This is a genomic window from Acinetobacter sp. T_3_1 (assembly GCF_025377055.1).
GTDB lineage: Bacteria > Pseudomonadota > Gammaproteobacteria > Pseudomonadales > Moraxellaceae > Acinetobacter > Acinetobacter kookii.
The window spans coordinates 398,108-425,095 of the sequence record NZ_JACHVD010000002.1 but is presented as its reverse complement, the minus strand read 5'-3'; the positions used below and the strand labels follow the sequence as shown (position 1 = coordinate 425,095).

Annotated in this window: 24 protein-coding genes; 12 read left to right on the top strand and 12 right to left on the bottom strand. The window is 42.2% G+C overall.

Annotated features, from left to right (window positions below; all coding sequences use genetic code 11):
• The first annotated feature begins 59 nt into the window (after window positions 1–59).
• Genes H4I94_RS04565 through H4I94_RS04555 form a run of 3 tightly spaced genes read left to right on the top strand, consistent with a single transcriptional unit; the run spans window position 60 to window position 2,623 of the window.
• The gene (locus H4I94_RS04565) at window positions 60–1,499 is read left to right on the top strand and encodes a cytochrome ubiquinol oxidase subunit I (protein WP_261181926.1); all 1,440 of its coding nucleotides are present in this window, start codon (window positions 60–62) and stop codon (window positions 1,497–1,499) included.
• The gene (gene cydB, locus H4I94_RS04560; protein ID WP_261181922.1) at window positions 1,496–2,500 is read left to right on the top strand and encodes a cytochrome d ubiquinol oxidase subunit II; all 1,005 of its coding nucleotides are present in this window, start codon (window positions 1,496–1,498) and stop codon (window positions 2,498–2,500) included. The genes H4I94_RS04565 and cydB overlap by 4 nt, the downstream gene beginning before the upstream one ends.
• Before the next feature lie 9 nt (window positions 2,501–2,509).
• Entirely contained in the window at window positions 2,510–2,623 is a 114-nt protein-coding gene (locus H4I94_RS04555) for a DUF2474 domain-containing protein (protein WP_086198210.1), read from the top strand.
• 127 nt (window positions 2,624–2,750) lie between these two features.
• Here the strand turns inward: H4I94_RS04555 and H4I94_RS04550 are convergent, their stop codons facing one another.
• Complete coding sequence (locus tag H4I94_RS04550; RefSeq protein WP_261181918.1) at window positions 2,751–3,305, bottom strand: thermonuclease family protein; 555 nt, start codon at window positions 3,303–3,305, stop codon at window positions 2,751–2,753.
• A gap of 366 nt (window positions 3,306–3,671) precedes the next feature.
• Entirely contained in the window at window positions 3,672–4,589 is a 918-nt protein-coding gene (locus H4I94_RS04545; RefSeq protein WP_261181916.1) for a LysR family transcriptional regulator, read from the bottom strand.
• A gap of 91 nt (window positions 4,590–4,680) precedes the next feature.
• Between H4I94_RS04545 and H4I94_RS04540 the strand changes: the two genes are divergently transcribed.
• From H4I94_RS04540 to H4I94_RS04515, 6 genes are all read left to right on the top strand, one after another.
• Window positions 4,681–5,925 carry an acyl-CoA dehydrogenase family protein gene (locus H4I94_RS04540; RefSeq protein WP_261181913.1) on the top strand — a complete coding sequence of 415 codons (1,245 nt, stop codon included), beginning with the start codon at window positions 4,681–4,683 and terminating at the stop codon, window positions 5,923–5,925.
• Between the two features lie 127 nt (window positions 5,926–6,052).
• Window positions 6,053–7,174, top strand: coding sequence for a phosphotransferase family protein (locus tag H4I94_RS04535; protein ID WP_261181910.1), 1,122 nt, complete (start codon window positions 6,053–6,055; stop codon window positions 7,172–7,174).
• Window positions 7,171–7,869, top strand: coding sequence for a histidine phosphatase family protein (locus tag H4I94_RS04530; protein ID WP_092819648.1), 699 nt, complete (start codon window positions 7,171–7,173; stop codon window positions 7,867–7,869). The genes H4I94_RS04535 and H4I94_RS04530 overlap by 4 nt, the downstream gene beginning before the upstream one ends.
• Before the next feature lie 26 nt (window positions 7,870–7,895).
• Complete coding sequence (locus H4I94_RS04525; RefSeq protein WP_092819647.1) at window positions 7,896–8,639, top strand: SDR family oxidoreductase; 744 nt, start codon at window positions 7,896–7,898, stop codon at window positions 8,637–8,639.
• Between the two features lie 261 nt (window positions 8,640–8,900).
• The gene (locus tag H4I94_RS04520) at window positions 8,901–9,611 is read left to right on the top strand and encodes an SGNH/GDSL hydrolase family protein (protein ID WP_261181901.1); all 711 of its coding nucleotides are present in this window, start codon (window positions 8,901–8,903) and stop codon (window positions 9,609–9,611) included.
• A gap of 30 nt (window positions 9,612–9,641) precedes the next feature.
• Window positions 9,642–10,235: a uracil-DNA glycosylase family protein gene (locus H4I94_RS04515; RefSeq protein ID WP_092819645.1), complete on the top strand. Its 594-nt coding sequence runs from the start codon at window positions 9,642–9,644 to the stop codon at window positions 10,233–10,235.
• Window positions 10,236–10,425: 190 nt separating this feature from the next.
• Here H4I94_RS04515 and H4I94_RS04510 read toward each other — a convergent pair whose 3' ends face one another.
• Window positions 10,426–10,863 (bottom strand): hypothetical protein, encoded by a 438-nt coding sequence (locus H4I94_RS04510; RefSeq protein ID WP_261181895.1) that lies wholly within the window; start codon window positions 10,861–10,863, stop codon window positions 10,426–10,428.
• A 302-nt stretch (window positions 10,864–11,165) separates the two neighbouring features.
• Complete coding sequence (locus H4I94_RS04505; protein WP_261181892.1) at window positions 11,166–12,725, bottom strand: phospholipase D family protein; 1,560 nt, start codon at window positions 12,723–12,725, stop codon at window positions 11,166–11,168.
• Between the two features lie 122 nt (window positions 12,726–12,847).
• Between H4I94_RS04505 and H4I94_RS04500 the strand changes: the two genes are divergently transcribed.
• Window positions 12,848–13,963 (top strand): S-(hydroxymethyl)glutathione dehydrogenase/class III alcohol dehydrogenase, encoded by a 1,116-nt coding sequence (locus tag H4I94_RS04500; RefSeq protein WP_261181885.1) that lies wholly within the window; start codon window positions 12,848–12,850, stop codon window positions 13,961–13,963.
• Between the two features lie 53 nt (window positions 13,964–14,016).
• Here H4I94_RS04500 and H4I94_RS04495 read toward each other — a convergent pair whose 3' ends face one another.
• The 3 genes from H4I94_RS04495 to hppD form a co-directional block, all read right to left on the bottom strand.
• Window positions 14,017–15,222, bottom strand: coding sequence for an aromatic amino acid transaminase (locus tag H4I94_RS04495; protein ID WP_261181874.1), 1,206 nt, complete (start codon window positions 15,220–15,222; stop codon window positions 14,017–14,019).
• Between the two features lie 31 nt (window positions 15,223–15,253).
• On the bottom strand, window positions 15,254–16,654 hold the full coding sequence (locus tag H4I94_RS04490) for an amino acid permease (RefSeq protein ID WP_261181871.1): 1,401 nt from the start codon (window positions 16,652–16,654) through the stop codon (window positions 15,254–15,256).
• Window positions 16,655–16,851: 197 nt separating this feature from the next.
• The gene (gene hppD / locus H4I94_RS04485) at window positions 16,852–17,913 is read right to left on the bottom strand and encodes a 4-hydroxyphenylpyruvate dioxygenase (protein ID WP_092819639.1); all 1,062 of its coding nucleotides are present in this window, start codon (window positions 17,911–17,913) and stop codon (window positions 16,852–16,854) included.
• Between the two features lie 988 nt (window positions 17,914–18,901).
• Between hppD and H4I94_RS04480 the strand changes: the two genes are divergently transcribed.
• Complete coding sequence (locus H4I94_RS04480; protein ID WP_261181865.1) at window positions 18,902–19,963, top strand: 3-deoxy-7-phosphoheptulonate synthase; 1,062 nt, start codon at window positions 18,902–18,904, stop codon at window positions 19,961–19,963.
• A 335-nt stretch (window positions 19,964–20,298) separates the two neighbouring features.
• Window positions 20,299–21,495 carry a PilT/PilU family type 4a pilus ATPase gene (locus H4I94_RS04475; protein ID WP_314732912.1) on the top strand — a complete coding sequence of 399 codons (1,197 nt, stop codon included), beginning with the start codon at window positions 20,299–20,301 and terminating at the stop codon, window positions 21,493–21,495.
• 81 nt (window positions 21,496–21,576) lie between these two features.
• Here H4I94_RS04475 and H4I94_RS04470 read toward each other — a convergent pair whose 3' ends face one another.
• The 5 genes from H4I94_RS04470 to H4I94_RS04450 all read right to left on the bottom strand — a co-directional run bounded on the left by H4I94_RS04470 (window position 21,577) and on the right by H4I94_RS04450 (window position 26,954).
• Entirely contained in the window at window positions 21,577–22,758 is a 1,182-nt protein-coding gene (locus H4I94_RS04470) for an MFS transporter (protein WP_261181859.1), read from the bottom strand.
• 310 nt (window positions 22,759–23,068) lie between these two features.
• Complete coding sequence (gene gcvH / locus H4I94_RS04465; RefSeq protein ID WP_092819635.1) at window positions 23,069–23,443, bottom strand: glycine cleavage system protein GcvH; 375 nt, start codon at window positions 23,441–23,443, stop codon at window positions 23,069–23,071.
• Between the two features lie 71 nt (window positions 23,444–23,514).
• Window positions 23,515–24,543, bottom strand: a complete 1,029-nt coding sequence (locus H4I94_RS04460; protein ID WP_261181852.1) for a helix-turn-helix transcriptional regulator — start codon at window positions 24,541–24,543, stop codon at window positions 23,515–23,517.
• A 108-nt stretch (window positions 24,544–24,651) separates the two neighbouring features.
• The gene (locus tag H4I94_RS04455) at window positions 24,652–25,101 is read right to left on the bottom strand and encodes a MaoC family dehydratase (RefSeq protein ID WP_261181846.1); all 450 of its coding nucleotides are present in this window, start codon (window positions 25,099–25,101) and stop codon (window positions 24,652–24,654) included.
• On the bottom strand, window positions 25,101–26,954 hold the full coding sequence (locus H4I94_RS04450) for an ABC transporter ATP-binding protein (RefSeq protein WP_131272781.1): 1,854 nt from the start codon (window positions 26,952–26,954) through the stop codon (window positions 25,101–25,103). The genes H4I94_RS04455 and H4I94_RS04450 overlap by 1 nt, the downstream gene beginning before the upstream one ends.
• Window positions 26,955–26,988 lie beyond the last annotated feature (34 nt).

The following is a 26,988-nucleotide window of genomic DNA, read 5'->3' as shown; positions in this document are numbered from 1 at the left end:
CATATTATTAAGTCGCAACGTGCTTAATCACCACATCAACGAATTAAAAAGGTGATGTTATGAATTTAGGACTAACCGCACTTGAACTGGCCCGAGTTCAATTCGCTTTCACTGTATCGTTTCATATTATTTTCCCCGCCATTTCGATTGGTCTCGCAAGTTTTCTGGCTGTTTTAGAGTGGCGCTGGCTCAGAACCCAAAATCCGGTCTATCAGGACCTGTTTAAATTTTGGGTCAAAATATTTGCCATTGCCTTTGGTATGGGCGTGGTTTCAGGCGTCGTCATGAGTTACCAGTTTGGTACCAACTGGAGTGAATTCTCGCGGGTTTCAGGCAGTGTAACGGGACCGCTGCTGGCCTACGAAGTACTGACGGCATTCTTTCTGGAAGCAGGTTTTCTGGGCATTATGCTGTTTGGCTGGGGACGGGTGGGGCCTTATGCACACTTTTTTTCCACGGTTATGGTTGCGCTCGGAACATGTATTTCCATGTTCTGGATTCTTTCATCCAACAGCTGGATGCAGACCCCGCAAGGTTTCAGCATTGAAAATGGCATTATCGTTCCGCAAGACTGGCTGGCCATTATATTTAATCCCTCTTTCCCATATCGCTTGGCACATATGGCAATGGCCGCATTCCTGGTTTCCGCCTTACTGGTCGCAGCGACAGCAGCATGGCATTTGCTTAAAGGCCGCAGGGATGAACTGGTCAAAACCTCTTTTTCCATGGCCTTATGGATGATTTTAGCGCTTACGCCTTTACAGGTTTTGATTGGAGACCTGCATGGAATCAACACCTTAAAACACCAGCCTGCAAAGATTGCCGCGATAGAAGGACACTGGGAAACCAATCATAATGAAGGCATGCCTCTGTATTTATTTGGGATTCCAGATATGCAGGCAGAAGAAACCAAGTACGCCATCGGTATTCCAAACGCGGGAAGCCTGATTTTAACCCATTCCATGAATGGTCAGGTTCAGGGCTTGAAAGAATTTGCACCTGAGGACCGGCCAAATTCCACCATCGTATTCTGGAGCTTCCGGATTATGGTGGGGCTAGGGGTACTGATGCTGTTATTGGCCCTCACCGGTTTATGGTTAAGGCGCACAGGTCGTTTCTATGAAAGCCCCGGGTTCCACCGTTTTGCTTTGTGGATGGGACCATCGGGCTTTATTGCCTTGCTTGCAGGCTGGTTTACTACCGAAGTCGGGCGTCAGCCTTGGGTTGTTTATGGCGTGATGAGAACGAAAGATGCCTTATCCCCAGTTTCGGCAGAACAGGTGGGATTGACCCTGATTATCTTTGTCGTGGTCTATTGCGTGGTCTTTGGCATTGGCATTTATTACATGCTCCGAATCATGCATAAGGGCCCGGAGTTTGTTCATTTCGTGCCGCATAGTGAAGAAAGGGTTATTCAGGCTTCGCATCGTCCATTGGGCAGTACCGATGAAGAGCTGGATGGTCAGCCGCTCGACAATCAGCAGGAGAATGACAAATGATTGATTTATCTTTTATCTGGATTGTAATTATTGCTGTCGGCGTGCTGATTTATGTGGTGCTGGATGGCTTTGACCTGGGTATCGGCATCTTGTTTCCTTTCTTTAAAGCGCAGCAAGAACGTGACGTGATGATGAATACTGTTGCTCCCGTATGGGATGGCAATGAAACCTGGATGGTACTGGGTGGGGCAGGCCTGTTTGCGGCATTTCCCCTGGTGTATTCAACAGTGCTTTCTGCGCTATACCTGCCGATTATTCTGATGGTGGTCGCGCTTATTTTTCGCGGAGTGGCCTTTGAATTCCGTTTCAAATCCAGACGAAACCGACATCTTTGGGACATGGCCTTTATTGGCGGCTCGATTTTAACCGGATTTTTTCAGGGCATCATTCTCGGCGCTTATATTCAGGGCATCAAAACCACCAATGGCGTTTATACGGGAGGTGGACTGGACTGGCTTACGCCGTTTTCAGTATTTACCGGAATTAGTGTGGTGGTATTGTATGCCACTTTGGGCTGTGGATGGCTGATCTTTAAAACTGAGGCAGACTTGCAAAATCGAATGTTTCAACTCATGCCGAAGCTGATTGTTGCCTTATTCATCATTTTCGGTGCGGTCAGTATTTATACGCCTTTGGCCCATCCTGAAATTGCCGAACGCTGGTTTAGCCAGCCTCAGCTCACCTATTTCAGTCCGGTGCCCATTCTGGTTCTGGTCTTTACCTACCTGGCTTTGCGTGCCTGCAAGCAACGTAAAGAACTGAGTCCATTTATTTATACTCTGGCACTGGTATTTCTGGCCTATACCGGATTTCTGATCAGTTTATGGCCATATATCATTCCACGTTCAGTCACTATCTGGGATGCGGCCGCCCCACAAAGCAGTCAGTTATTTACCCTGATTGGTGCATTACTGCTCATTCCAATTATTATTATTTATACCGCTTTGTCTTACTGGGTATTCCGCGACAAAGTGCGCATTGGTGACCAGGGTTATCATTAGGGAGTAACTATGAAACTTTCACAGACGCAGTGGTTTATTGTGTTGTGGCTAGGTGGATTTTTTGCTTTAGCATTGATTGCTGGAGCATTCCGGCTGCTTGTTCAACTGGCTTATTATCTTTAACTGTTGATCATAAATTTTAAAGTGGTTGGTTTTAGACAAGCCACTTTATTTTTTAACCCGCAAGTTTGATCCATGAGATCAAACTTAAATCTATATTTGAAGATGATTATTTATCTATTCTGAAATTCTATTTATTTCGCTTACGGTAAACACTGGGGCGTACCGGATGCGAATTTTTCCATAAACCTTTTTTCTGCTTCTTGGCCTGATTTTGAAGGGCCAGCCATTTCTGTTTTTGCGTCGGATTTTTAATATATTCCTCATACACCCATGCCGCGCCCCGTTTGACCAGTTCCTGATTGATATTGCGTTTAAAACGGTAAATGACGCCAACACAGCGCCCGTAACGATCGACATCGGTAATTTCGACACGGACCAGTTTGTAATACACCATTTTTTTCACCAGACGCTGAGATTCCTTGCCATAGGTTTGCGTCGACTCTGGAGCATCCACGTAGGCAAAACGCAGTTTGGTTTCTGAGCGACGCAAGTTGAACCGCGTACAGGTCAGGGTATCACCATCACTCACCGCAATTACTTTACACCAGTATTTTTTCCCTTTTTTGAAGGGTTTAAATAGGTCAGTAAGGAAAGCATGAATTTTTCGGAAGATAAAAAACAGCACTGCACACAGCAGCATGCCCAATACAATGAGCCAAACAGGGGAGAGATTTGCCAACATAGATAAAATTTGTTGAATTTGGCTGGAAAATACCAGAGCAAATTCAGCAAGAAAAAGATAAAAAATGAGCTGCTATATTAAGGGAAATCCTGAAACATGACGGCTTGAGAAATAGCCAAACAAGCTCAAAACCCTTGCCAATGCAGTATTTCGGCTACTTATTCAGCAAAAGGTGATCCCGGAATAAACAGATCATTCAGATCTCTCAAAATATCCCAAATAGCCTAAGTAGTATTGAAATGATCAATTCAAGATGATCATTCACTATGAAAAAAAAGAGTCATAAAACGCTTCATTTCTAAAGATGGCAGCTGGTGATTGTATTTATAAATAGCCTAAGCAAATTAATTGAGCCATCAAAATAGCCTAAGTAAAAATTTTAGATATTTCGCTGCGCAAAAACTGATGACGCGAATTATCTTTCAGATCTTTATGCCAATACATCCCCAGATAAATAAGCGGCAAGTCTACAGGTACCGGAAAAATATTTAATGATGGAGAAACTTGTAAATGATCCAGCAAATTTTGAGGAATAGTTAAAACTGCTTGAGGGTTTAGCAGCAGAATCTGTAAAGCCGTTGAATAGTGCTGACAGCGCAAAAAAATCTGCCGCGACAGTTGTTTACGGTTTAAATAAATATCTTCTACTAAAACACCAGTCCGGCGAGAGGAAACGCCAATATGCGGAGCAGCCAGGTACAGCGGTTCAGTCATTTCCGGTTGTTGGGTACACACCACAAACTGATCTTGTAGCAACTTCTGAAATTGAATTTTATCACCGAAGTTTTGTTCCAGATCAATGACAAAGTCTATTTGCTGGGTCGCGAGGTCAGTCGCCATGCTTTTACGGTCGAGCTTGCTGCTGAAAAATTGAATGTCCAGATCCAGGCTTTGAAAGTGCTGAACCAGTTTGGGAAAAATGATCGGTTCAATTTCATCATGTACCGCAATTTTTAAACTTTGCACCATACCAGGTTCAAAACTCTGTTTTTGCATTGAAATGTTTTGAATGGCAAACAGTGCATTTTTAATGACGGGATAAATTTGCTCGGCAAATGGAGTAGGCAGCATTTTGCTACCGGCACGTGCAAATAAATCATCCTGTAAATGCTGTCTTAAACGCTGTAAGGCATGACTGGCAGCAGATTGACTGATACATAAAATCTGCGCAGCCTTGGAAATGCTTTTTTGTTCATAAACTGCAATAAATAAGGGATATAGGTTAATGTCTATGCGATGAAAAACCCCCAGATCAATCATGGCTTTATTATGAATACTGTTCATAGTTTTATATTGAATTAAATCATTTCATTCATAATAGGTTTCAGGTTATGTTGTTGTAAAGATCAGATAATATATTTTGAGGGAAATGGTCATGTTCGAGCTGTCAGCACGTGCGCAGGATTATATTGAAAGAACAAAAAAGTTCATTAAGGAAGAAATTGAACCGGTTGAAACCGAGTTCTGGAATGATGTTCATGAGCTCAATCAAGGGGGGGACTGGACAACATGGCAATGGCCCACTCAACTTGAAATATTAAAAAACAAGGCCAAACAAGCCGGTTTATGGAATATGTTTTTGCCCGATCCTGTTCTGGGGCAAGGGCTTTCCGTTCAGGAATATGCACACATTGCCGAACTTTCCGGCCGTAGTTTAATTGCACCAATCGTATTTAACTGTAATGCGCCCGATAGCGGCAACATGGAAGTATTGTGGCGTTATGGTTCTGAACAACAGAAAAAACAGTGGCTCATGCCATTGCTTGAAGGAAAAATTCGTTCGGTTTTTTGTATGACTGAACCTGCTGTAGCATCCTCTGATGCCACCAATATGCAGGCAACCGCGGTTATCGAGGGAGATGAAATTGTTTTGAATGGCCGCAAATGGTGGTCATCCGGTCTGGGCGATCCCAATGCCAAAATCATCATTTTTATGGCCCATACGCCTGACGCAAGCAAAGACCGTCATCATCAACATTCCATGGTACTGGTTCCGATAGATACTGCCGGGGTGAAAATCGAACGCATGCTGCCTGTGTTTGGGGACTATGATGCGCCTCATGGTCACGGCGAAATCAGCTTTAATAATGTACGTGTGCCTGTAGCCAATTTTATTGGTGGTGCAGGCCAGGGGTTCGAAATTGCCCAGGGTCGGTTGGGACCAGGCCGTATTCATCATTGCATGCGCTGTATTGGCGCGGCGGAAAAATCTTTAGAACTGATGATTGACCGGGGTATGAGCCGTACTGCTTTTGGCAAGGAAATTTTAAAACTGGGTGGTAATTTGGAGCGCGTTGCAGAAGCGCGTGTAGCCATTGATCAGGCACGATTACTTACACTTTATGCTGCTTACAAGATGGATACTTTAGGTAATATGGCAGCACTGACTGAAATTTCAGCGATTAAAGTGGTTGCGCCAAGCGTGCTGGAAAAAGTCGTTGATATGGCCATGCAGATACACGGGGGTGCTGGCGTATCACGGGATACGCCACTGACCGGTTTCTTTGCCCAGGCACGCAGTCTACGTCTGGCCGATGGTCCGGATGAAGTGCATAAAGGCATGATTGCTAAACTTGAACTGGCTAAACGTGGTTATCGTTCAAGTCGTAAAAAAGATTAATTAGCGAAATACAGGCTGAGGCTTCTTACAACTTACCTGAAAATTTTGCTGTTTATGAACAGTGAATTAGGTATAAATAAGCAAGCTAAGAAGTCTTTTTGAAATTGAAGATTCAGGGAAAAAAACAATGTCAGTGATTGATGTGGGTGGAACGGTCCGTCAGGGTGAAGAGCTAGATGTCATGGCTGTTGAGCATTGGCTCAAGGCACAAGGTATTGATTTACAAGGTCAGGTCGAAGTCACGCAATATTCAGGTGGGGCGTCTAACTGGACGTATCGTTTAAAATATGACAACACGGACTTGATTTTACGTCGCCCGCCTAAAGGGACCAAAGCCAAATCTGCACATGATATGGCACGTGAATACAACGTGCAAAAAAATCTGGCGCCTTTCTATCCGGTCTTGCCGGAAATGGTGGCCCTGTGTCAGGACGAATCTGTAATTGGCTGCGACTTCTATGTCATGAAGCGAGTGGAAGGCATTATTCCACGCGCCAATTTACCCAAAGAGCTCAATTTTAATGAATCCCAGGTTCGGGAATTATGTATTAATGTCATCGATAAACTGATTGAATTGCATCAGGTGCCTTATGCAGGGACAGAACTGGAAAAGCTCGGCAAGGGCGACGGATACTGTCGCCGTCAGGTAGAAGGTTGGGATGCCCGTTATGAAAAAGCCAAAACCTTAAATGTGCCTTCCTTTAAATATATCCGTCACTGGCTGAAAGACAATATTCCTGCCGATTCCACCAGCTGCATTATTCACAATGACTGGCGTTTTGATAATGTGATTTTAGATCCGAAGCATCCGACTCAGGTGATTGGCGTGCTGGACTGGGAAATGGCTACTCTGGGTGATCCTTTGATGGATTTGGGTTCGGCACTGGCTTATTGGGTTGAAGAAAGCGACAATCATATTTTTAAAGCGACGCGTCGTCAGCCCACCAATTTAAAAGGCATGTTCACACGTCAGGAAGTCGTGGATTATTATTTGCAAAAAACCGGCTTACAGACCCATAACTGGACCTTTTATGAAGTGTTCGGCATTTTCCGTTTGGCCGTGATTGCACAGCAAATCTATTATCGTTATTACCATAAGCAGACCAATAATCCAGCCTTTAAAGATTTCTGGGTGGTGATTCATGCCTTGCATATCCGTGCACTTAAATTGATTGGTCTGCAAAAAATTGAAGCCAATGAACTGGCACAAAAATATATCGCGAAATTTAAGGAACTGATGCCAACATGACCACAATCTATCTGATTCGTCACGGACAAGCTTCATTTGGAGAGGAAAGTTATGACCAACTTTCCCCAAACGGCGAATTACAGGCGAAATTATTGGGACAATATTTCGACCAAATTCTAAAAGAAGCTCCTTATGTGGTGTCAGGCTCAATGCAGCGTCATCAACAGACAGCCAACCTGGCTTTGGCTGAATGTTTTCCTGAAACCGAGATTCAGACTGACAGCGCATGGAATGAGTTCAATCACCAGCAGGTTTTTGCCAGATACGAGCCACGTTTTAATGAACCGCATCTGTTAAAGCAGGATGTCGCCAAGGAAGATAATCCTCGGGCTTATCTGGCCAAAATTTTTGAAGGGGCGATTGAGCGCTGGACGGGTGGTGACTATCACCATGAATATGATGAATCCTGGCCGCATTTTAAAAACCGGGTTGAAACAGCATTGCAAAATTTATGCAATGAACTGGCCAAAATTAAACCGCGTTATGCCGTGGTGTTTACTTCGGGTGGGGTGATTTCGGTGGCTGCAGGAAAACTGTTAGAGCTGAATGCCAACAGGACTTTTGCCTTAAACTGGGCAATCGCCAATACTAGCATCACCACACTGCGTCTGGTGGGAAATGAACCGCAATTACTGAGCTTGAATGAACATCATTTTATTAAGGCCGAAGATCCAAGCTTACTGACCTGGATCTGATTAAAAAAATAGCAAAGGAAGAAAACATGGCAAAAACAATTTTAATTACCGGGGCAAGTTCAGGGATTGGTGCAGGTATGGCACGTGAATTTGCACAAAAAGGCTATAACCTTGCCATCTGCGCCCGTCGTTTGGAGCGTCTGGAAACTTTAAAACAAGAGCTGGAAAGCAAATACGGCGTAAAAGTCATTGCAAAAGCATTAGACGTAACCCATTACGACCAGGTGTTTGAAGTGTTCCGTGCATTTAAAGCGGAATTTGGCACCATCGACCGTATTATTGTCAATGCCGGTGTGGGGGAGGGTCGCCGGATTGGTAAAGGCAATTTTGAAATTAACAAGGCGACCGTCGAAACCAACTTCATTTCTGCTTTGGCACAATGTGAAGCTGCGGTGGAAATTTTCCGTGCGCAAAATGCAGGGCATCTGGTGATGATTTCATCCATGAGCGCGATGCGTGGCATGCCGAAACATTTAACCGCGTATGGTGCCAGCAAAGCCGGAGTGGCTCACCTGGCTGAAGGCATTCGTGCCGAGCTGATTGATACCCCGATTAAAGTCACCACTATTTTTCCGGGTTATATCCGTACAGAATTGAATGAAGGGGCCAAAAAACTGCCTTTTGAAGTGGATGAAAAAACCGGTTCGCATTTACTGGTCAAGGCCATTGAAAAAGCACCAGTCAAAGCGTATGTGCCACAGTGGCCCTGGTTACCTTTAGGCTTGGCCATGAAAGTATTGCCGCTGAAACTGGTCAACAAGTTGGGTTAATTTCGAAGTATAAACAGCCCATTCGATGGGCTGTTTTTATATTGCTTAGATTCGCATTTGAAGTGCAATACCATCTTCTTGCCATCATACGTGACTTGGACTTTTCAAGCAGATGGCAACGATTATCAGCCCTAGATTACAACTGACCTGATGCAGCACATTTACTATTTAATTCGATGAAACTTATTGTAATTTAAGTCAATGCTTCTCACCCCATAAACTCCTATATTGATACGCATATCATTGTGAATTTCATTATTTATGCTGCTAAAAATTTCAACCATCGTGCTGATTCCATCGCTGATTATTCAAGGCAATGCCGTTAAGAAGAATACTCTACGTTTAGCAGAACCAGCAGGACCACGTCAGGGGACGGTCGGAACTGGAAAAGCGCTGTCTGTTTTAATTCTCGGAGATTCAGCAGCCGCTGGAGTCGGTGTTGAAACTCAAGAAGATGCTTTACTGGGTGCAGTGTTGAAGCAGTTACAAGATGCTTATGAAATCAGTTATCAACTTGAAGCCACCACCGGTCATAGCAGCGGACAAGTAATTCAGACGGTAAAGAATATGTCCAATCAACACTTTGACGTGGTCATTACTTCTGTCGGGGTGAACGATATTACAAAACTGATGCAGCCTAAAGACTGGATTCAAAAGCAGCAACAACTTTATGCAGAAATTAACCGGAAATTCACGCCTGAATTGGTTATTGCGTCTGGCGTACCACCGATGAACAGGTTTCCGGCATTACCTCATCCACTGGCCTGGTTATTTGGGCAATATGCCAAAGGCATGAATAAAAATCTTGCCAAATTTGTGCAGCAGCAGAGCAATATGCAATGGATTGAATATGATTTGCAGCGTTTCAAGAGCCTGAATCTGGAAATGGCAAAGGATGGTTTTCATCCCAGCAAGGAAATTTATACACTTTGGGGCAAGCAGGTAGCAGATAAAATCCGTCAAATGTTTTAAATTAAACTGAATACGGATAAATGGACTGTTATGAGCACCGAACTGGAAATAGAAACTCATCCACTGGAACCTTTTTTACCTGCAAATGCCAAATTGCTGATGATGGGCAGCTTTCCGCCGCCTAAAACCCGCTGGAAAATGGAGTTCTATTATCCAAACTATCAAAATGACATGTGGAAAATTTTTGGTTTGGCATTCTTTGGCAATAAAGAACACTTTTTAGATATTGCCAATAAAAACTTCAAGGAACAGCAGATCCGTGATTTCTTAATGCAAAAAGGGATCGCAATTTTTGATACGGCCTATCAAATTATTCGTTTAAAAGGCAATGCTTCGGATAAATTTCTGCACATTGCTCAAGCGACCGATTTAAGCAAACTTCTACAGCAAATTCCTGAATGCCACAGCATTATGACGACTGGAGATAAAGCAACAGATACCCTGATGCTTTCCATGCCCGAAGCTACGGAAAAACCGAAAATTGGACAGCCCTCCAAAGCCTGTTTTGCTGAACGCGAGCTGACTTTATACCGAATGCCATCTTCATCCCGAGCCTATCCACTTGCTTTGGAGAAAAAGGCCGAGGCTTATACTCAGTTATTTAAAGAAATAGGCTTACTATAAGTTAGTTTTAAATATCTGTTTTTGGGCGAAAGGCATCATTTTTGGATATTTAACCCATTTAAAAGCCTGTACCTGAAAATCCCGTACATGGGTAAAATCGGACCAGATGAGTTTGCTTCCTTGGAGCCATTTTAAAATCTGAATTCTTTTGGAAATTTTAAACTGAAATCAGTTTAAAGAAATTCCATAACTATCCATCATATTCAACATAGTCCCATAAATTTAATCGGGCTTTAATCTCTTTACGGATATTTGGCAACATCGGCAGCAGGATTCCGTCAATCCATAGGCTTAAGGCCTGAGCAGAAATCAGTTGTTCATCGGCATCAATCAGTTTTGCACCCTTGACCATCACCAGGGTTTCTTCACTCGCTTCGGTTTCAATGCCTTTAAACAGGACCTGAAGTTCAAAACCGGTATCCTGAATCAGCCATTCCAGTTCCAGCTGTACATTTTGATTGGATTTTAAAACGGCCTGACCCTCAATCAATTCTGAATCGGACTGGCAATCGTGCTCGACCCGAACTTTCGCCAAAAACCAGTCTTGAGCACCCAAATCGTCAAGCGTTTTATACGGTGTTAAAATATCACTTAAATTAAATTGACGGCTTAAATCAAAAAATTGCATTGCAGAAGATCACGATAGGGAGAGAGTTGAGTTAAATACTCGAAAAGAGGAATGTTAAATCAAATCTGGAAACGAGTAAAAGCATTCTGTGGATTGATCTAAAATATGTATAAATCGCCGTTAAACTCTTATAAGTCATAACAAGCAGGTAAATTAAGGTAATACCAGGTTTGACACTGGCGAGATGAAATAGGTCGAAACAGGAACATTAAACCTGTTCACATGCAGTAATCTTTTTAAGTGGTGAGATTGTATTAAAAAAGACGAGCTCATTTTTGAATTTAAATGTCATTTGTTTGTCATTACATCATCCATTCAATTGGAAGGTATGACACCATTTGCATGCTAAAACGCTGAAATCTGGTGGATTGAGGATCATGTAAATACTCTGTGCGGGTACCATCTTTACGATGCTCTATCCAGATTACTTCACCTTGTGGATTAAGTTTCAATTCATAGGCAATGAGCGGTAAATATTTATCTAAAGAACTTGAAATTTGTTGTTGCAAGTCAGCGGATTCGACCACCAGTCCTACTTCGCTATTTAAATTGGCGGAACGGGGATCAAAATTGGCAGAACCAATAAATACCTTGCCATCTATATCCAAAAACTTGGCATGCAAACTGGAGGCATTTTTCCCCTTAGCGGGAATGACATTACCCGTCATCACTTCATACCAGGTCCGTTTATTGCGTTCGATATAGGGCTTAAATTCATATAGTTTTATCCCGTTTTTCAGTAAATCATAGCGATATTGTCTATAAAAGGCATGTACCAGAGGAACGTCATTGGCGAGGAATGAATTGGTGAGCACTCGAACATTCACGCTGTTATGAGCTAAACCGGTTAAATAGTCCGTACCTTTTTGGGTAGGTACAAAATAGGCGGAGACCAGTTCCAGATGTTGTTTCGGTTCGCCCATAATCTGGAAGATCTGACGGTAAATCATTTGATCATTAGATGCCTGGCCGTGAATTTTCCCGGGAGGGTCTGCGACAAAATGTGCTTTTGCCCAATTAATCGGGCGATCTTTTAAATGTTCATTGATCTGTTTTTCAGCCAGTTCAATCCGCCTTTTAAGCTGGTCTTTTTGCAAGGCAGTCAGTTCATAGTATCGGCGTAATTTGGCAAGCTGTTCTGGACGGCTTTTACCCAGCAGCAGAGGTACAGGATAACTTAAATCATCACTCCAAAAGTCCTGAAATACTTTATTGGCATGCTTCACCGCAGTGCCATAAAACAGAATATCCATATCGGTAAACTGGAAATTGTCACTGGCTTCAAAGTATTCACGGCTGATGTTGCGGCCACCGGTCACCGCTATGGCACCATCGGCAATAATCAGCTTGTTATGCATACGGCGATTGATCTGCCTGAAACGAAAAACATAATCAAACACGCGCAATTTTCTGGCCCTAAAGGTGTAGGGATTAAAGATTTTAATTTCAAAGTTTGGATGTTGTGCCAATTGTTTTAAGGTTGCATCGAGCTGGGAACCGTTCTGGTCATCAATCAATAATCGGATTTTTACCCCTCGGTCTGCGGCCTTGAGCAATTCAGCCAGCATCAGGTGACCAATCGAGTCATCTTCCCAGATGTAGTACTGCAAATCGATATTATATTGCGCCTTATTAATCAGATGCAGCCTTGAGGCAATACTGAGAAAAGCATCATCTAAGGCAAGATAGGCGGTTAAGCCCTGGATAATTTGTGCATCAACATTGGAACCGTTTAACCAGTGCTCGGCATGCACCTGAGTAGGAGACTGCTTTTTGGATTCATTCATCGGCAAACTGCACCCCGTCATGGTAAAAATTGTAACAGCAAACATGACAGCATGCATGGATGGTCTAATCTGCATAATTGTTATGAAGTCATAAAGTTATAAGTACATATTATCATCATGTTATAGGTTGAATCGGACAATAAAAAGAGGTTACTGTAGCTCATCTGTTAAAGAACCGAACAAAGGATGAATCATTCATGAAATCACGTGCTGCAGTCGCATTTGGTCCAGGTCAACCGCTCCAAATTGTTGAAATTGATGTTGCTCCGCCAAAAGCAGGTGAGGTTTTGGTGAAAATTAGCCATACCGGCGTATGTCATACCGATGCGTTTACTTTATCGGGTGATGATCCTGAAGGTGTTTTTCCTGCGGTATTGGGGCATGAAGGTGCGGGTGTAGTGGTTGAAGTGGGTGAAGGCGTAACCAGCGTGAAACCGGGCGATCACGTTATTCCACTGTATACTGCCGAATGTGGTGAATGTTTATTCTGTAAATCGGGTAAAACCAACCTGTGTGTCGCGGTTCGTGCAACACAAGGTAAGGGTTTGATGCCAGATGGCACCACCCGTTTTTCTTATAATGGTCAGCCGATTTACCACTATATGGGCTGTTCAACTTTCAGTGAATATACCGTAGTCGCTGAAGTATCCCTGGCAAAGATTAATTCTGAAGCGAATCATGAACATGTCTGCTTGCTCGGTTGTGGCGTGACTACCGGTTTGGGTGCGGTGAAAAATACTGCCAAGGTTCAGGAAGGTGACACGGTTGCCGTGTTCGGTTTAGGCGGTATTGGCCTAGCTGTAGTTCAAGGTGCTAAGAAAGCCAAAGCCAGCCGCATTATTGCCATTGATACCAACCCTGAAAAATTCAAGCTGGCTGAACAGTTTGGTGCGACAGAGTTTTTAAACCCTAAAGATTATGACCGTCCAATTCAGGAAGTGATTGTTGAGAAAACTGGCTGGGGCGTAGATCATTCTTTTGAATGTATTGGCAATACTAATGTCATGCGTTCTGCACTGGAATGTGCTCACCGTGGTTGGGGACAATCCATCATTATTGGGGTAGCCGGTGCAGGTCAGGAAATTTCAACCCGTCCATTCCAGCTGGTCACTGGCCGCACCTGGAAAGGTACCGCTTTTGGTGGCGTTAAAGGCCGCTCGCAATTGCCGGGTATGGTGGAAGAAGCCATGAAGGGGGATATTCAATTGGAACCTTTTGTCACTCATACCATGGGACTGGAAAAGATTAACGAAGCCTTTGACTTGATGCATGAAGGTAAATCGATTCGTACCGTAATCCACTTCGAAGACTAAGCCATCTTCAAATTAAAAAACGGGCAATTTGCCCGTTTTTTTATCCCTTGAATTTAAGCTGTGGCTTTAATGACTTCGGCAATGGATTCAGCGACATAATCGATATTGCTTAAATTTAAACCTGCTGCGCACATGCGGCCACTACGCACCAGGTAAATGCCGTATTGATTTTTGAGAATATCGACCTGTTTAGCACTCAGGCCGGTATAGCTAAACATGCCTTGCTGTTTGACCAGATAGCTAAAGTCACGTTCTGGCAAAGCCTGACTGAGTTTGTCTTTTAGAATTTCACGCATTTGAATAATACGTTCACGCATTTCTTGCAGTTCAGCTTTCCATAATGCAGTCAGCTGTTCATCATGCAAGACATTATTCACGAGCAATGCCCCAGTCGTTGCCGGACTTGAATAGATACGGCGTACTGTCGCTTTTAGCTGGCCCAATACTTTTTGTGCAGTGTCCGAATCATCACAGACAAAAGTTAAACCGCCGACACGTTCGCCATAGAGCGAGAAAATTTTGGAGAATGAATTGCTGACAATAAAATTCATGCCGGCCTGATCGAGTGCGCGAATCGCATAGGCATCTTGTTCCAGGCCTTGACCAAAACCTTGATAGGCAAGGTCGAGGAACGGAATCAGATCCCGTTTTTGCAAGACTTCAATCACCTGATCCCATTCCGCAGCAGTCAAGTCTGCACCGGTCGGGTTATGGCAACAAGGATGTAATAACACAATGCTTTTTGCAGGAAGCTGGCTTAATTTTTCCAGCATTGCTGGCACATTAACGCCGTTGGTTGTGGCATCAAAATAAGGGTAGAAATGCGAGTGAATGCCGGCACCGTTAAAAATGGCAATGTGGTTTTCCCAGGTCGGCTGGCTGACCCAGATATCAGATTCTGGAAAATATTTTTTCAGAAAATCCGCACCGACTTTGAGTGCGCCAGAACCGCCTAAAGTCTGGATGGTAACCGCGCGTCCATCACGGCGCGCCGGACTGTTTTCTCCCAGCACCAAGGCTTGAGTGGCCTGATTATAAGGTTTCAAACCATCCATTGGTAAATACAGCTTGACCTGTTCATTGCTTGCTTCAATATTTTTATAGGCTGCTTTGACCGCTTCAAGTTGAGGCACAATATTGTCTTCATTGTAATAAAGTCCAATACTTAAATTCACTTTTTGTGTCCGTTCATCTTTAGCAAATTCTTCCATCAAAGAAAGAATCGGATCACCTGCATACGCATCAACATGTTGGAACATGAATACATCCTTCGTTATGGAGTAAAACAAATCAAGCCTTCGGTATAGAACGCATTTTATCTTTTAATGCTAATTGATGGTCCGAAATTTTCTTGTTTTTAAAGAAATAGGCAATCAAGAGTAATGAAATCCAGACCGGAATCATCAGAACCGCAATACGCATATCGGGAGTTTGACTCATAATCAGCAAAATACCGCCCATAAAAACAATGCAGACATAATTTGTAAACGGGTAGGCAATGCTGGGAAATTGGGTTGAAGCATTCATGGCTAGCATGTGTTTTTTGAATTTTAAATGCGTATACGAAATAACCACCCAGTTAATTACAATTGCAGCAACCACCAGCATCATCAGTAAATTAAAAGCTTTTTCTGGAAATAGATAATTGATGAGTACGCAGATTAAAGTAAAAAAAGCAGAGACCATGACAGCATTGACCGGAATGCCACGGGGATTAATTTTACGCAAAAATCCAGGTGCATTGCCTTGTTGTGCCAGGCCCAACAACATGCGGCTGGTACAATAATTGGTGCTGTTATATACAGAAACAGCCGCAGTCAGCACCACAAAATTTAAAATTGTCGCGACTGTTTGACTGCCCAGAGAATCAAAAATAAGGACAAAAGGGCTGCCGCCTTGTGCCATTTGGTTCCAGGGATACAGCGACAAAATAATCACCAAACTCAGGATATAAAATAACAGAACCCGATAAACAATTTGGTTGATGGCTTTGGGTAAAGTCTTTTGCGGATTATCGGTTTCCGCAGCTGCAATACCGACCAATTCAATACCGCCAAATGCAAACATGATCATCGCCATGGCCATGACCAAACCCATGACACCATTCGGGAAAAAACCGCCCAATTCCCATAGGTTTTGCATGCTGGATTGTGTACCACCGCTACCGCTTGCGAGTAAGTAACTCCCAAAGGCAATCATGGCGATGATGGCCAATACTTTAATAATGGCTAACCAGAATTCCATTTCACCAAACAATTTAACATGTAAAAGATTAATCACGTTAATAAAAATAAAGAAACCTAGGGCGGAAACCCAGGTCGGAATTTCAGGCCACCAATAATGAATATATAGACCAATTGCACTTAGTTCGGCCATACAGACCAAAATATTCAATACCCAGTAATTCCATCCCGACATAAAACCGGCAAATTTGCCCCAGTACTTATAGGCAAAATGACTAAACGAGCCGCTCACTGGCTCTTCTACAATCATTTCACCCAATTGGCGCATCATTAAAAAAGCGATCAGTCCGGCTATGGCATACCCTAAAATTACCGATGGACCCGCAAGCTTAATGGTTTGAGCAATACCGAGGAATAATCCGGTGCCAATGGAGCCACCCAGTGCAATCAGCTGGATATGACGGTTACTTAAACCTTTTTTCAGGTTTCCTTGTTCAATTTGCTGCATTTTCTATCTTCATCCATGCTGAGATAGTGCTCTATTGAGATGAATGCAATTATATTTAATTCTTGTTTTATTCAAGCATCAGAGCAGTATCAGAAATATTATTGAAATCATTTAATTGAGAGGTAAATCTACTATGTACACAGTCATGTATGTACATAGAAAATCATCACAACTTTGATTAAAAGATTGAACTGAGATTAAGCTTTTGAAATATCCAGTACACCACGTTTAATCTGGTCACGCTCAATCGATTCAAACAAGGCCTTGAAGTTACCTTCACCAAAACCGTCATCATCTTTACGTTGAATAAATTCAAAAAATACCGGACCCAGCATATTTTCAGAGAAGATCTGCAACAACAAACGCTTGTCGTCATTTTGTGTATTGCCATCCAGCAGAATGCCACGCTTTTGCAGTTCATCGGTCGGTTCACCATGATTGGGTAAACGATCTTGCAGCATTTCATAATAAGTGTTGGGTGGCGGCGTCATAAATTTGGCACCCAAAGCTTTTAATTTATCCCAAGTTGCAATCAGGTCATCGGTAATAAAAGCAATATGCTGAATACCTTCACCATTAAAATCACTTAAAAATTCGGCAATTTGACCATTGCCTTTGTCAGAATCTTCATTCAGCGGGATACGGATTTTTCCATCAGGCGCGGTGAGGGCTTTTGAAGTTAAACCGGTATATTCACCTTTAATATCGAAATAACGAATTTCCTGAAAATTAAAAATTCTTTCATAAAAATCTGACCAGTATTGCATACGGCCTTTATAGACATTATGGGTTAAATGATCGATTTCTTTTAATCCTGTGCCTACCGGATGTGAATTGACATCATTAAAGAAAATGAAGTCGCTTTGATAAATATCACGGTCGACCAGAAAAATAGGCGAGCCACCAATCCCTTTAATGGCCGGAATGTTGAGTTCCATTGGACCAATTTTTGAATAAATCGGCTCTGCACCTAATTCAATGGCCTTATGAAAGGCTTTGGCAGCATCTAGGGTTTTAAAGCCCATTGCGCATGCAGAAGGTCCGTGTTCTTTAAAGAAAAACGCTGCATAAGATTCTGGTTGATAATTGAGAATGATATTAATGTTGCCTTGACGCCATAAATACACATTTTTAGATTTATGCTTTGCAACTTTACTAAAACCGAGCGTTTGAAAAATTCCATCTAGATCGCCATCTTTAGATACGAATTCAATAAACTCAAATCCACAAAGTTCTAAAGGGTTTGCTAGCTTATCCATACAACATCCTCATTTTCTTAAAGCAATCCTATTGCCTGTTTTTTAAGAGATTCACTTTTAAACAAACGAGAAAAATCATATTAATCATTTAAATTTTTATGACAAATCCGTTTGTCTCATCCTTTATTTATCGCTGTGGTTCCCAGGTAAAGTGCAAACCTTATACGATAAATTCGATTTATTTTCACATCATACGGTGGGCTTTTTATTATGCAATACATAAGTAAATTACGTATTATGTAATATTTTGACTTAATGGATTTATCTTATAACATAAAGTAATGATATATATAAAATATTGTTTTGTATTTTTGAGGTTCATTTTCTGGGTCAATAATTGTTTTTTTTGTAACTGTAATTATCGCTTAAGCACTAAAATTGCTTTATCAGCTTGTTATTTATATAAATTAAATGTCTATTTTAGAAATGAAGAAATTGAATGTCGATCGAATAAAAATAATTTAGCCCATTGATGCGGTGAGAGCTAAAAAAGTAATGAGCAGAGGATTTACACGTTTTTTAAAACTGGTCCAACTGCAGCGTTTAAGGGCAGTTTTTACACCAGGTATAAACAAAAGTTTAATGATTGATGTCGTTTTATTTTAAATAAAACTATTGTCAAATATGGCAATACAGCGTATTTTAATTTCAAGATACATACTTTTTTGAAGCAATAAAGATGTTAAAGCAACCTGTACTCTCAAACGCAACTTATTACTTTTGGCAATTTAGATAATTGCCTGAATGCGTTCGGGCAAGAAAAGGTTGCCCACCCAGTTTATAACCTGATCGGCAACCCTGATCAGGTTTTTTTATGCTTTATTTTTCTTATACTTTTTGGAGCTTACTCATGCAAACATTAAATTATTCATACTTTAGCAACTTTTATTGGTTTTACTTTAGTCAATTGATGACTCTGCACACCCAATCCATTAGACCCATAACGCTCAAATAAAAGATTGGACTGAATAGTCCCCAGGAAAGACCAATGAATGCCTTAAATACTGCTTTACAACAAACTCAAACAACTGCAAAAGAAACCGCTTTAACTTTGCCTCATCAATTGAAGGCGCAATTGCCTTTATCAAACAAACTGGCGCAACAAATTGCTGATCAGCGTCAAATCATTGAAAATATCTTGGCAGGCAAAGACCATCGCTTGATGGTGGTGACCGGTCCATGCTCGATTCACGATCCTGTTGCTGCACTTGAATATGCACAAAAATTACAACAATTACAAAGCCAGGTAGCAGACCAGATTTTCCTGGTAATGCGTGCCTATATTGAAAAACCCCGTACCACCATTGGCTGGAAAGGCTTCCTGTATGACCCAGATTTGGATGGCTCATCCAATATGCAGTTGGGCCTGGAAAAATCACGTGCCTTGTATTTACAAATTATTGAAATGGGTTTGCCAATTGCTGCTGAAATTTTAAGTCCAATGGCAACAGCCTATTTTGACGATTTACTGGCTTGGGGCGCCATTGGCGCGCGTACCAGTGAATCCCAGATTCACCGTGAAATTTCAAGCCATATGCCATACAGCATTGGTTTCAAGAATGGCACCGATGGTTCCATTCAAATTGCACTGGATGCCATTCAGTCTGCATCGAATTCCCATCAATTCCTGGGTCTGGGCCAATCGGGATTACCTTGTATCCTGGAATCGAAAGGCAATCCGAAAGCACATCTGATTTTACGCGGTGCAAATTCGGGTCCTAATTACCAGCTGGCTGAAATTGAAAAGATCAGAGAAAAATGCAAAGGTGAATTGCCTGCTTTAGTCATTGATTGCAGTCATGGCAATAGCCACAAAGATCCGCTCTTACAGCCCCAGGTGCTCAAGACAATTATTGAGGAACGTACACAAAGTCAGGTTCGTGGGGTAATGCTGGAAAGCTATCTGGTGGATGGTCAGCAGAAGATTTCCTGTGAGATGACCTATGGCCAATCGGTAACGGATGGCTGCCTGGGCTGGGACAAAACCCAGCAACTTTTGCTGGAGGTGGCAGATTCAGTGCGTCTATCTGAATTAAAACGTAGTGCGTGATTTTATAAGAAAAAGTTATAGACCATCAAAGATTTATACATAACATTACTATAAAGCCCCCTGAACTTAAGGGGCTTTTTTCTGTTTAAAACCATAGTTATGTTATCTGGTTAATTTTAAATCAGCTGTTCATTGATGGTGTTTGCAATTTTTATTAATACTTTTAACTAGTTAAAAATAACAAAGTTGAGCACTTTACTATGTTTATGCACAATAGGGAAAAATAGTAATCAATAAAACATGAATTGTTTCTTCACGACTGAGATGAGCATTTAAATAAATTAAACCAATCTCGGTATGCGTGCATCCTAGAAACAATTCTCATCGGGGAAAATATGTATAGTACGGAATTACTGGAAGAAGCACGCAAAATAATGTTCCATATGCTGACCAAGGTGGTGGAATATGGCGGTTCGGATTTATTTATTTCAGCAGATTTTCCACCGAGCATTAAACATCAGGGCTTAATGAAACCGATTGGCCAGCAGGCATTGACTGCCGACAAGACCAAACTGTTTGCCTATAGTTTAATGAATGAAAAACAGCGGCTTGAATTTGAAAGCGAGCTGGAATGTAATTTTGCCATTAGCGTTCCCAATGTTTCGCGTTTTCGTATCAATGTTTTTCAGCAACAATTACAAGTGGGGATGGTGATACGAACCATTACCGCAGAAATTCCAAATTTTGACCAGTTAAAACTGCCTGAATCCTTAAAATATGTGATGATGGCAAAACGCGGTCTGGTACTTGTAGTCGGTGCAACTGGCTCGGGTAAATCGACTTCTTTAGCGGCCATGATTGATCATCGTAATGAAAATTCTGCCGGACACATTATTACGGTGGAAGATCCGGTGGAATATGTGCATAAACACAAGAAATCGATGATTACCCACCGTGAAGTCGGCGTGGATAGTCATTCATGGCACAATGCCTTGAAAAATACCCTGCGTCAGGCACCGGATGTGATTTTAATTGGTGAAATCCGGGATACCGAAACCATGGAACATGCCATTGCCTTTGCCGAAACCGGACATTTATGTTTAGGTACTTTACATGCCAATAACGCCAACCAGGCGCTGGATCGCATCATTAACTTTTTCCCTGAGGAACGTCGCAATCAATTATTGATGGACTTATCTTCAAACATGAAAGCGATTATCTCCCAGCGCTTGGTACGAACTCAGGATGGGCGTGGTCGTCGTGCAGCCATTGAAATTTTGCTGAATACGCCATTAATTGGCGATCTTATTCTGAAAGGACATTTCCATGAACTCAAAGAAATCATGAAGAAATCCCGTGAATTGGGCATGCAAACATTCGATCAGGCTTTATACGATTTATACAATGAGGATGCAATCAGTTATGAAGAAGCGCTGCGTAATGCTGACTCCATGAATGAATTGCGCTTGCAGATTAAATTGAAAAGTAACAGACAGGATCAAACGGTTCCAGGCTCAGCGACATCCTTCAGTATGGTGCAAGATAAAGCTCCGGAAGAGAATCAAGCCCAAAGTGACCAGGACGCTTCTTAATTCAGACAAATTTTTTTATAAAATAGGCATTAATCATTTGGGTTAATGCCTATTTTATTGATTTAAAGCTTTATATTTGTATTATGCAGACTTGGGTTGATCGATAAAAAACTTATAGAAAACCAGACTCAGTGCGGTGATTGCTGCACAAAGCAGATAGGTAAAACTATAACCTTGATGGGCAATGACAATCCCTAACAAGATTGAACCAATAGCGATACCAATATCGTAAAAGGTAAAAAAGGTGGAGGTGGCATGTCCAATGCGGTCTTTGGGTGAGTGCTGAATGGAAATGGTTTGTAAGCAGGGTTGAGCTGAACCAAATCCCATACCGACAAAAACTGCAGCCAGCATTAATCCAGTCACTGTATTAACTTGGCTTAAAACCATCAGCCCAATAGCAAATAAGGCAATAGCGGGATAAACCACGTAATTTGCACCTTTTCGATCATAAATTTTACCAGTAATAGGACGTAAGCTCATCATCGAAATGGCAAAGATCACAAAGAATAAACTTGCATAAGCTAGTAAATTTTTTGACTCTGCAAAGGTCGAAATGAACGACATAATGCTGGCATAAGAAAAAGAGATGATCATGGCCATAATTGAAACTGGCAAAGCTTTCTTTTCCACAAAATCATGAATGGATAATTTACGTTTCACTGTTTCAGGCTGTACTTTTGGCATTTTTTGAATTGGAATCAGGAAGCAAAAAGCAAAACCCAGACAAATGATGGCAGCCAAAATAGCAGTCACAGTTGAATAAGAAAATTGCTGAATTAGCGTCAGACCGATTAATGGGCCGAGTACAATCCCCAAATTGATTGACATGACAAAATATCCCATGCCTTCACCCTTACGCTGTGCAGGAATAAAGTCATTCGCAATAGGCACAGTGACCGTGGTTAAAATACTGAACCAGATACCATGTAATAGCCGAATGGCCAAAAGTACGTTCAGGTTATCTGCAAAAATATAGGCAAATGAAAACAGACAGAATAGCGTTTCAGAAATATAAAGTGCTTTCTTGCGTCCGATTTTTTCAATAATCAAACCGCTAAAGGGACGAACCGCAATTGAGGATGCCATAAACAGGGTCATGGCTAGACCGGCTTGCGCCAAACTGTCATGCAAGTCTTTTAAAATATAAATAGGTAAGATGGTGGTTTGGGCAAAATAAAAGATAAACAAAAATAAATTGTTAGCCAGACATAGAATAAAGGATTTATTCCATAAATTTTCAGCATTTACAGCAGAGGACATAATTTACCTAGATAATCATCAGTATTAGACGACGCAGCAGACTTAAGGTAAGAATGAGGGTGACTCAGTTTTTATAGTTATAAAGATAAGGGAGCTGGTCGAATGAATGCTCGAATTTTAGCTAATTTTAATGGAAAAGTATACCTATGTAAGAATTAATCAATAAAAAATATTTATTTTTAAATTTATTTTGTTGTTAATATCATATTGTGATTTTTTCCCTTTTTTATGAGAGATCTATGTCTTAAAAGCCATCATTTAAAATAAAAAAATCAGCCACCAAGGCTGATTTTTCTTATTTAAGGCAGTCTTACAAACCTGCTTCGTATTCACTGCTTGAAAGTAATTTTTCAACGTCTGCCATATTGTCTGGCTTAATTTTATAAATCCAGCCCTTGCCATAAGGGTCATCATTAACAAAATCAGGATCATCTTCAAGTGCTGAATTCACTTCAACTACTTCACCTGAAACAGGCGCATGAATATCAGACGCGGTTTTAACCGACTCAACTACACCAGCCTGTTCACCGGCAGTGACTTGCTGACCCACTTCTGGGGCTTCTACATAAACCAGGTCGCCCAATGCATCCTGTGCATGGTCCGAAATACCGGTAATAACCAGATCACCTTCAATTTTGACCCATTCGTGCGTACTGGCGTACTTTAATTCTGAAGGGTGATTCATGGATGACTCCTTTAAAATATTCAAATCATTTTTGCCATGTTTTATACATGTTTTTTGATGAAAACAAAAGTTTATAGATAAGGATCTTTACGCCAGTTGCTTGGGCTGCGACCACTCCAACGCTTAAAGGCCCGGCTGAAATTGGCAACATCGCTATAGCCAATTTCATCGGCAATCTGCTCCAGGGTGTAATCGGTACGTGAAAGCAGGGAAGTTGCATGCCGATAACGCACTTCATCCACCAAAGTGGAAAAGGAGGTGCCTTCAGCTGCCAGTTGGCGTTTCAGGGTGCGATCTGACATATGCAGCCGATCCGCCACATTTTCAATACTTAAATAGTGCTGTTCAGAATTGGTCAGAATGTCACGCACCCGCATGGCCAGACGGCGACGTTCACCCAGTGCAGAAAGTTCAGCTTCACACTGGTTAATCGCAATCTGGCTGGCAATTGGGTCTGCATTGACCATCTTTAGGCCCAGATATTTTTTATCAAAACTGGACAACAAATGTGGCTGTTCAAAACGGAACTGATGCGACGGAAATTTTGCCATGTAACGTTCAAAACCGGCAGGTTTGGGAAAATCAAAATCAATTTCCCCGGACAGATCTTCACAACCGGTCAGGGCTTTGGCCATGGTGATAATACCAAAGGTCAGGGCAATGGCAATTTCAGTCCTTAAAGGTTCAATGTCGAAGTCACATTGCAACTGTAAGGTTGCTTTTTCGCCAAAGGTGGAAAAATAAAGCTGTAAAAAGGGCATACGCAGCTGGATAAACCGGTTCGCCAGAATCAGGGCATCGCTAATATCACGCGCCGTCATAATGGCATAACCAATAAAGCCATGAATCGAGATACGCATCTGGGTGCCCAAATGGAAACCCAGTGTCGGCTCACCGGTTAAACGTAGTGCATGTTTGACCAGTTCATTGGCAACGGGTGTGGGAATACGAAAGTTGGGGTCTGCCAGCTGTTCACTGTTTAAATGAAACGGGGTAAAGAGCGCTTCAGCAGTATAGCCCCAGCGGGAAACTACATCTAAAAGCAGCAGTCCATAAACACCCGGTATGCCTTGATCCTGTCTTGGAGAAATCGTTTTCATGCGCCATCCATTGCATTCATTCGTTTTTCTAGTTGTAAGTGCCATATTGGCACGAATGGGAAGACTATCCTGTTAAAATTGTTGGACAATATTTTTAAAGCCTGAAAATTATTCAGGCTGCATGTCTTTTTTAAAGACCACAATTTTAGTGGTGGAAATAAGTAACATATCATGATTCTGATTGAATGCCTGGGTCACATAACTGACTATAGCGCGGTCATTTTTACTTTTTGATGGCGTAATTGCCACAATTTCGACCTCGACATGAATCTTATCGCCAGGACGGGTCGGACGCGGCCAGCGCAGACTGGACTCTGAACCAATCAGGCCGTAAGCGACCGGAAAACACTCAGTCCATAAACGCATGGTGACTGCACAGGTGTGCCAACCACTGGCAGCAATGCCCTGAAAAACAGGATGTGCCTGGGCTTCATGTTCATCGGTATGAAAAACTTGAGGATCATAAGCATGTGCAAACTGTTTAATTTCTTCTAAGGTCATTTCATATTCGCGGCTAATGAAACGATCACCTACTTTTATATCTTCTAAATACAGCATCAATGCATATCCTTTTTCTTTAATGCTTGTTGTTCTATCAAAAAACTGCCCGTCTGTCTTTGCCACAAATGTGCATAAATACCGCCCAGCGCGACCAGTTCATCATGCGTACCTTGCTCGGCAATGTGACCTTCATCCAGCACAATCAAGCGGTCCATTTGTGCAATGGTAGAGAGGCGGTGCGCGATGGCAATCACGGTTTTGCCTTCCATCAATTCATCCAGACTGGATTGAATTGCCGCTTCCACTTCAGAATCTAAGGCACTGGTGGCTTCGTCTAAAATCAGGATTGGCGCATCTTTTAAAAACACCCGGGCAATGGCGATACGCTGACGCTGACCCCCAGACAGTTTGACGCCACGTTCACCCACATAGGCTTCATATCCAGTTTTGCCACGTAAGTCTGTGAGCTGTGGAATAAAATCTTCCGCCTTGGCTTTGCGTACGGCTTCAAACATCTCTTCATCTGTTGCATCGGGTCGGCCATATTTAATATTTTCGGCCACGGTACGGTGTAACAAAGAGGTATCCTGAGTGACAAAAGCAATATTTTTTCGCAAACTGTCCTGAGTCACATCTTGAATATTTTGACCATCGATCGAAATACGACCTTGGTTGATATTGTAAAAATGCAATAACAGTTGAATCAGGGTTGATTTTCCTGCACCAGAACGGCCGACAATGCCAATTTTTTCACCCGGTTTAATGGTCAAATTAAAATGATCAATCACATTTTTATTTTGATAAGCAAAACTGACATCTTCAAACTTGATTTCTCCATGCCGTACCTGCAAGGGTTGCGCATCCGGTTTGTCCTGAATATGAATCGGACGTCCCATAGTTTTCATGCCGTCCTGGATGGTACCGACATTTTCAAACAGAGCGGATGACTGCCACATCATAAATTCGGCAATACTGTTGAGTTTTAAGATCATAGCTGTTGTGGCAGCAATAATACCGAGTTCAGCCTGGCCGTTAATCCAGAGCCAGATAGCCGTACCTAAGACCCCACCATATAAAACCACACTGAGTAAATTGATGCTGATCTCATACTGTGCACCCAGGCGCATTTGCTTATATACCGTGACCATGAAGTCTTGCATGGACGCTTTGGCATACTTGCTTTCACGGCCGGCATGGGCAAATAGTTTCACGGTTTGAATATTGGTATAGGCATCCGTAACACGACCGGTCATGACTGCACGGGCATCGGCCTGCTTACTTGAAATCTGGCTTAAACGGGGAATAAAAAAGCAGGCAGCGCAAATAAACAGCACCAGCCAAAGCAAGAGCGGCACAATCAGCAGAGGGGAAATTGCCGCCAGGACCAGACTAATGGTGGTAAAGTAGATGAGAACATAGGCCACCATATCCCCTAAAATCACCCAGAATTCACGTACTGCAAGCGAGGTCTGCATCACTTTGGCAGATAGACGTCCGGCAAAGTCGTTGTGAAAAAAGTCCAGGCTTTGCTGTAACAGTAAATTATGGAAACGCCAGCGTAAACGCATGGGAAAAGTACTGTATAAAATTTGATGCTTGATAATCGATTGCAGGCTGGCAAATAGAATGTTGGCCAGCAGAATGCAGCTCAGGATTGTAAGATTCTGGCTATGTTGAGCCAAAAAAGTCTCAGGTTGGCTTTTGCTTAGCCAGTTGACCAGATCGCCGATTTTAGAATAAAGAAAGGCTTCAAAACTTGCAGCAGCTGCGGTAAACAGCACCAGCAACAATAAATAAGGCCGCACACCTTGGGCGGCTTGCCAGACAAAAGGGAAAAAACGGGTAGGCAGGGGTTCGTTTAAACCTTTGGATGGATAAGGATCGACGAGTTTTTCAAACCACTGCAACATGCGGATTTCCTTGAGTAAACGTGAATCAGAACGA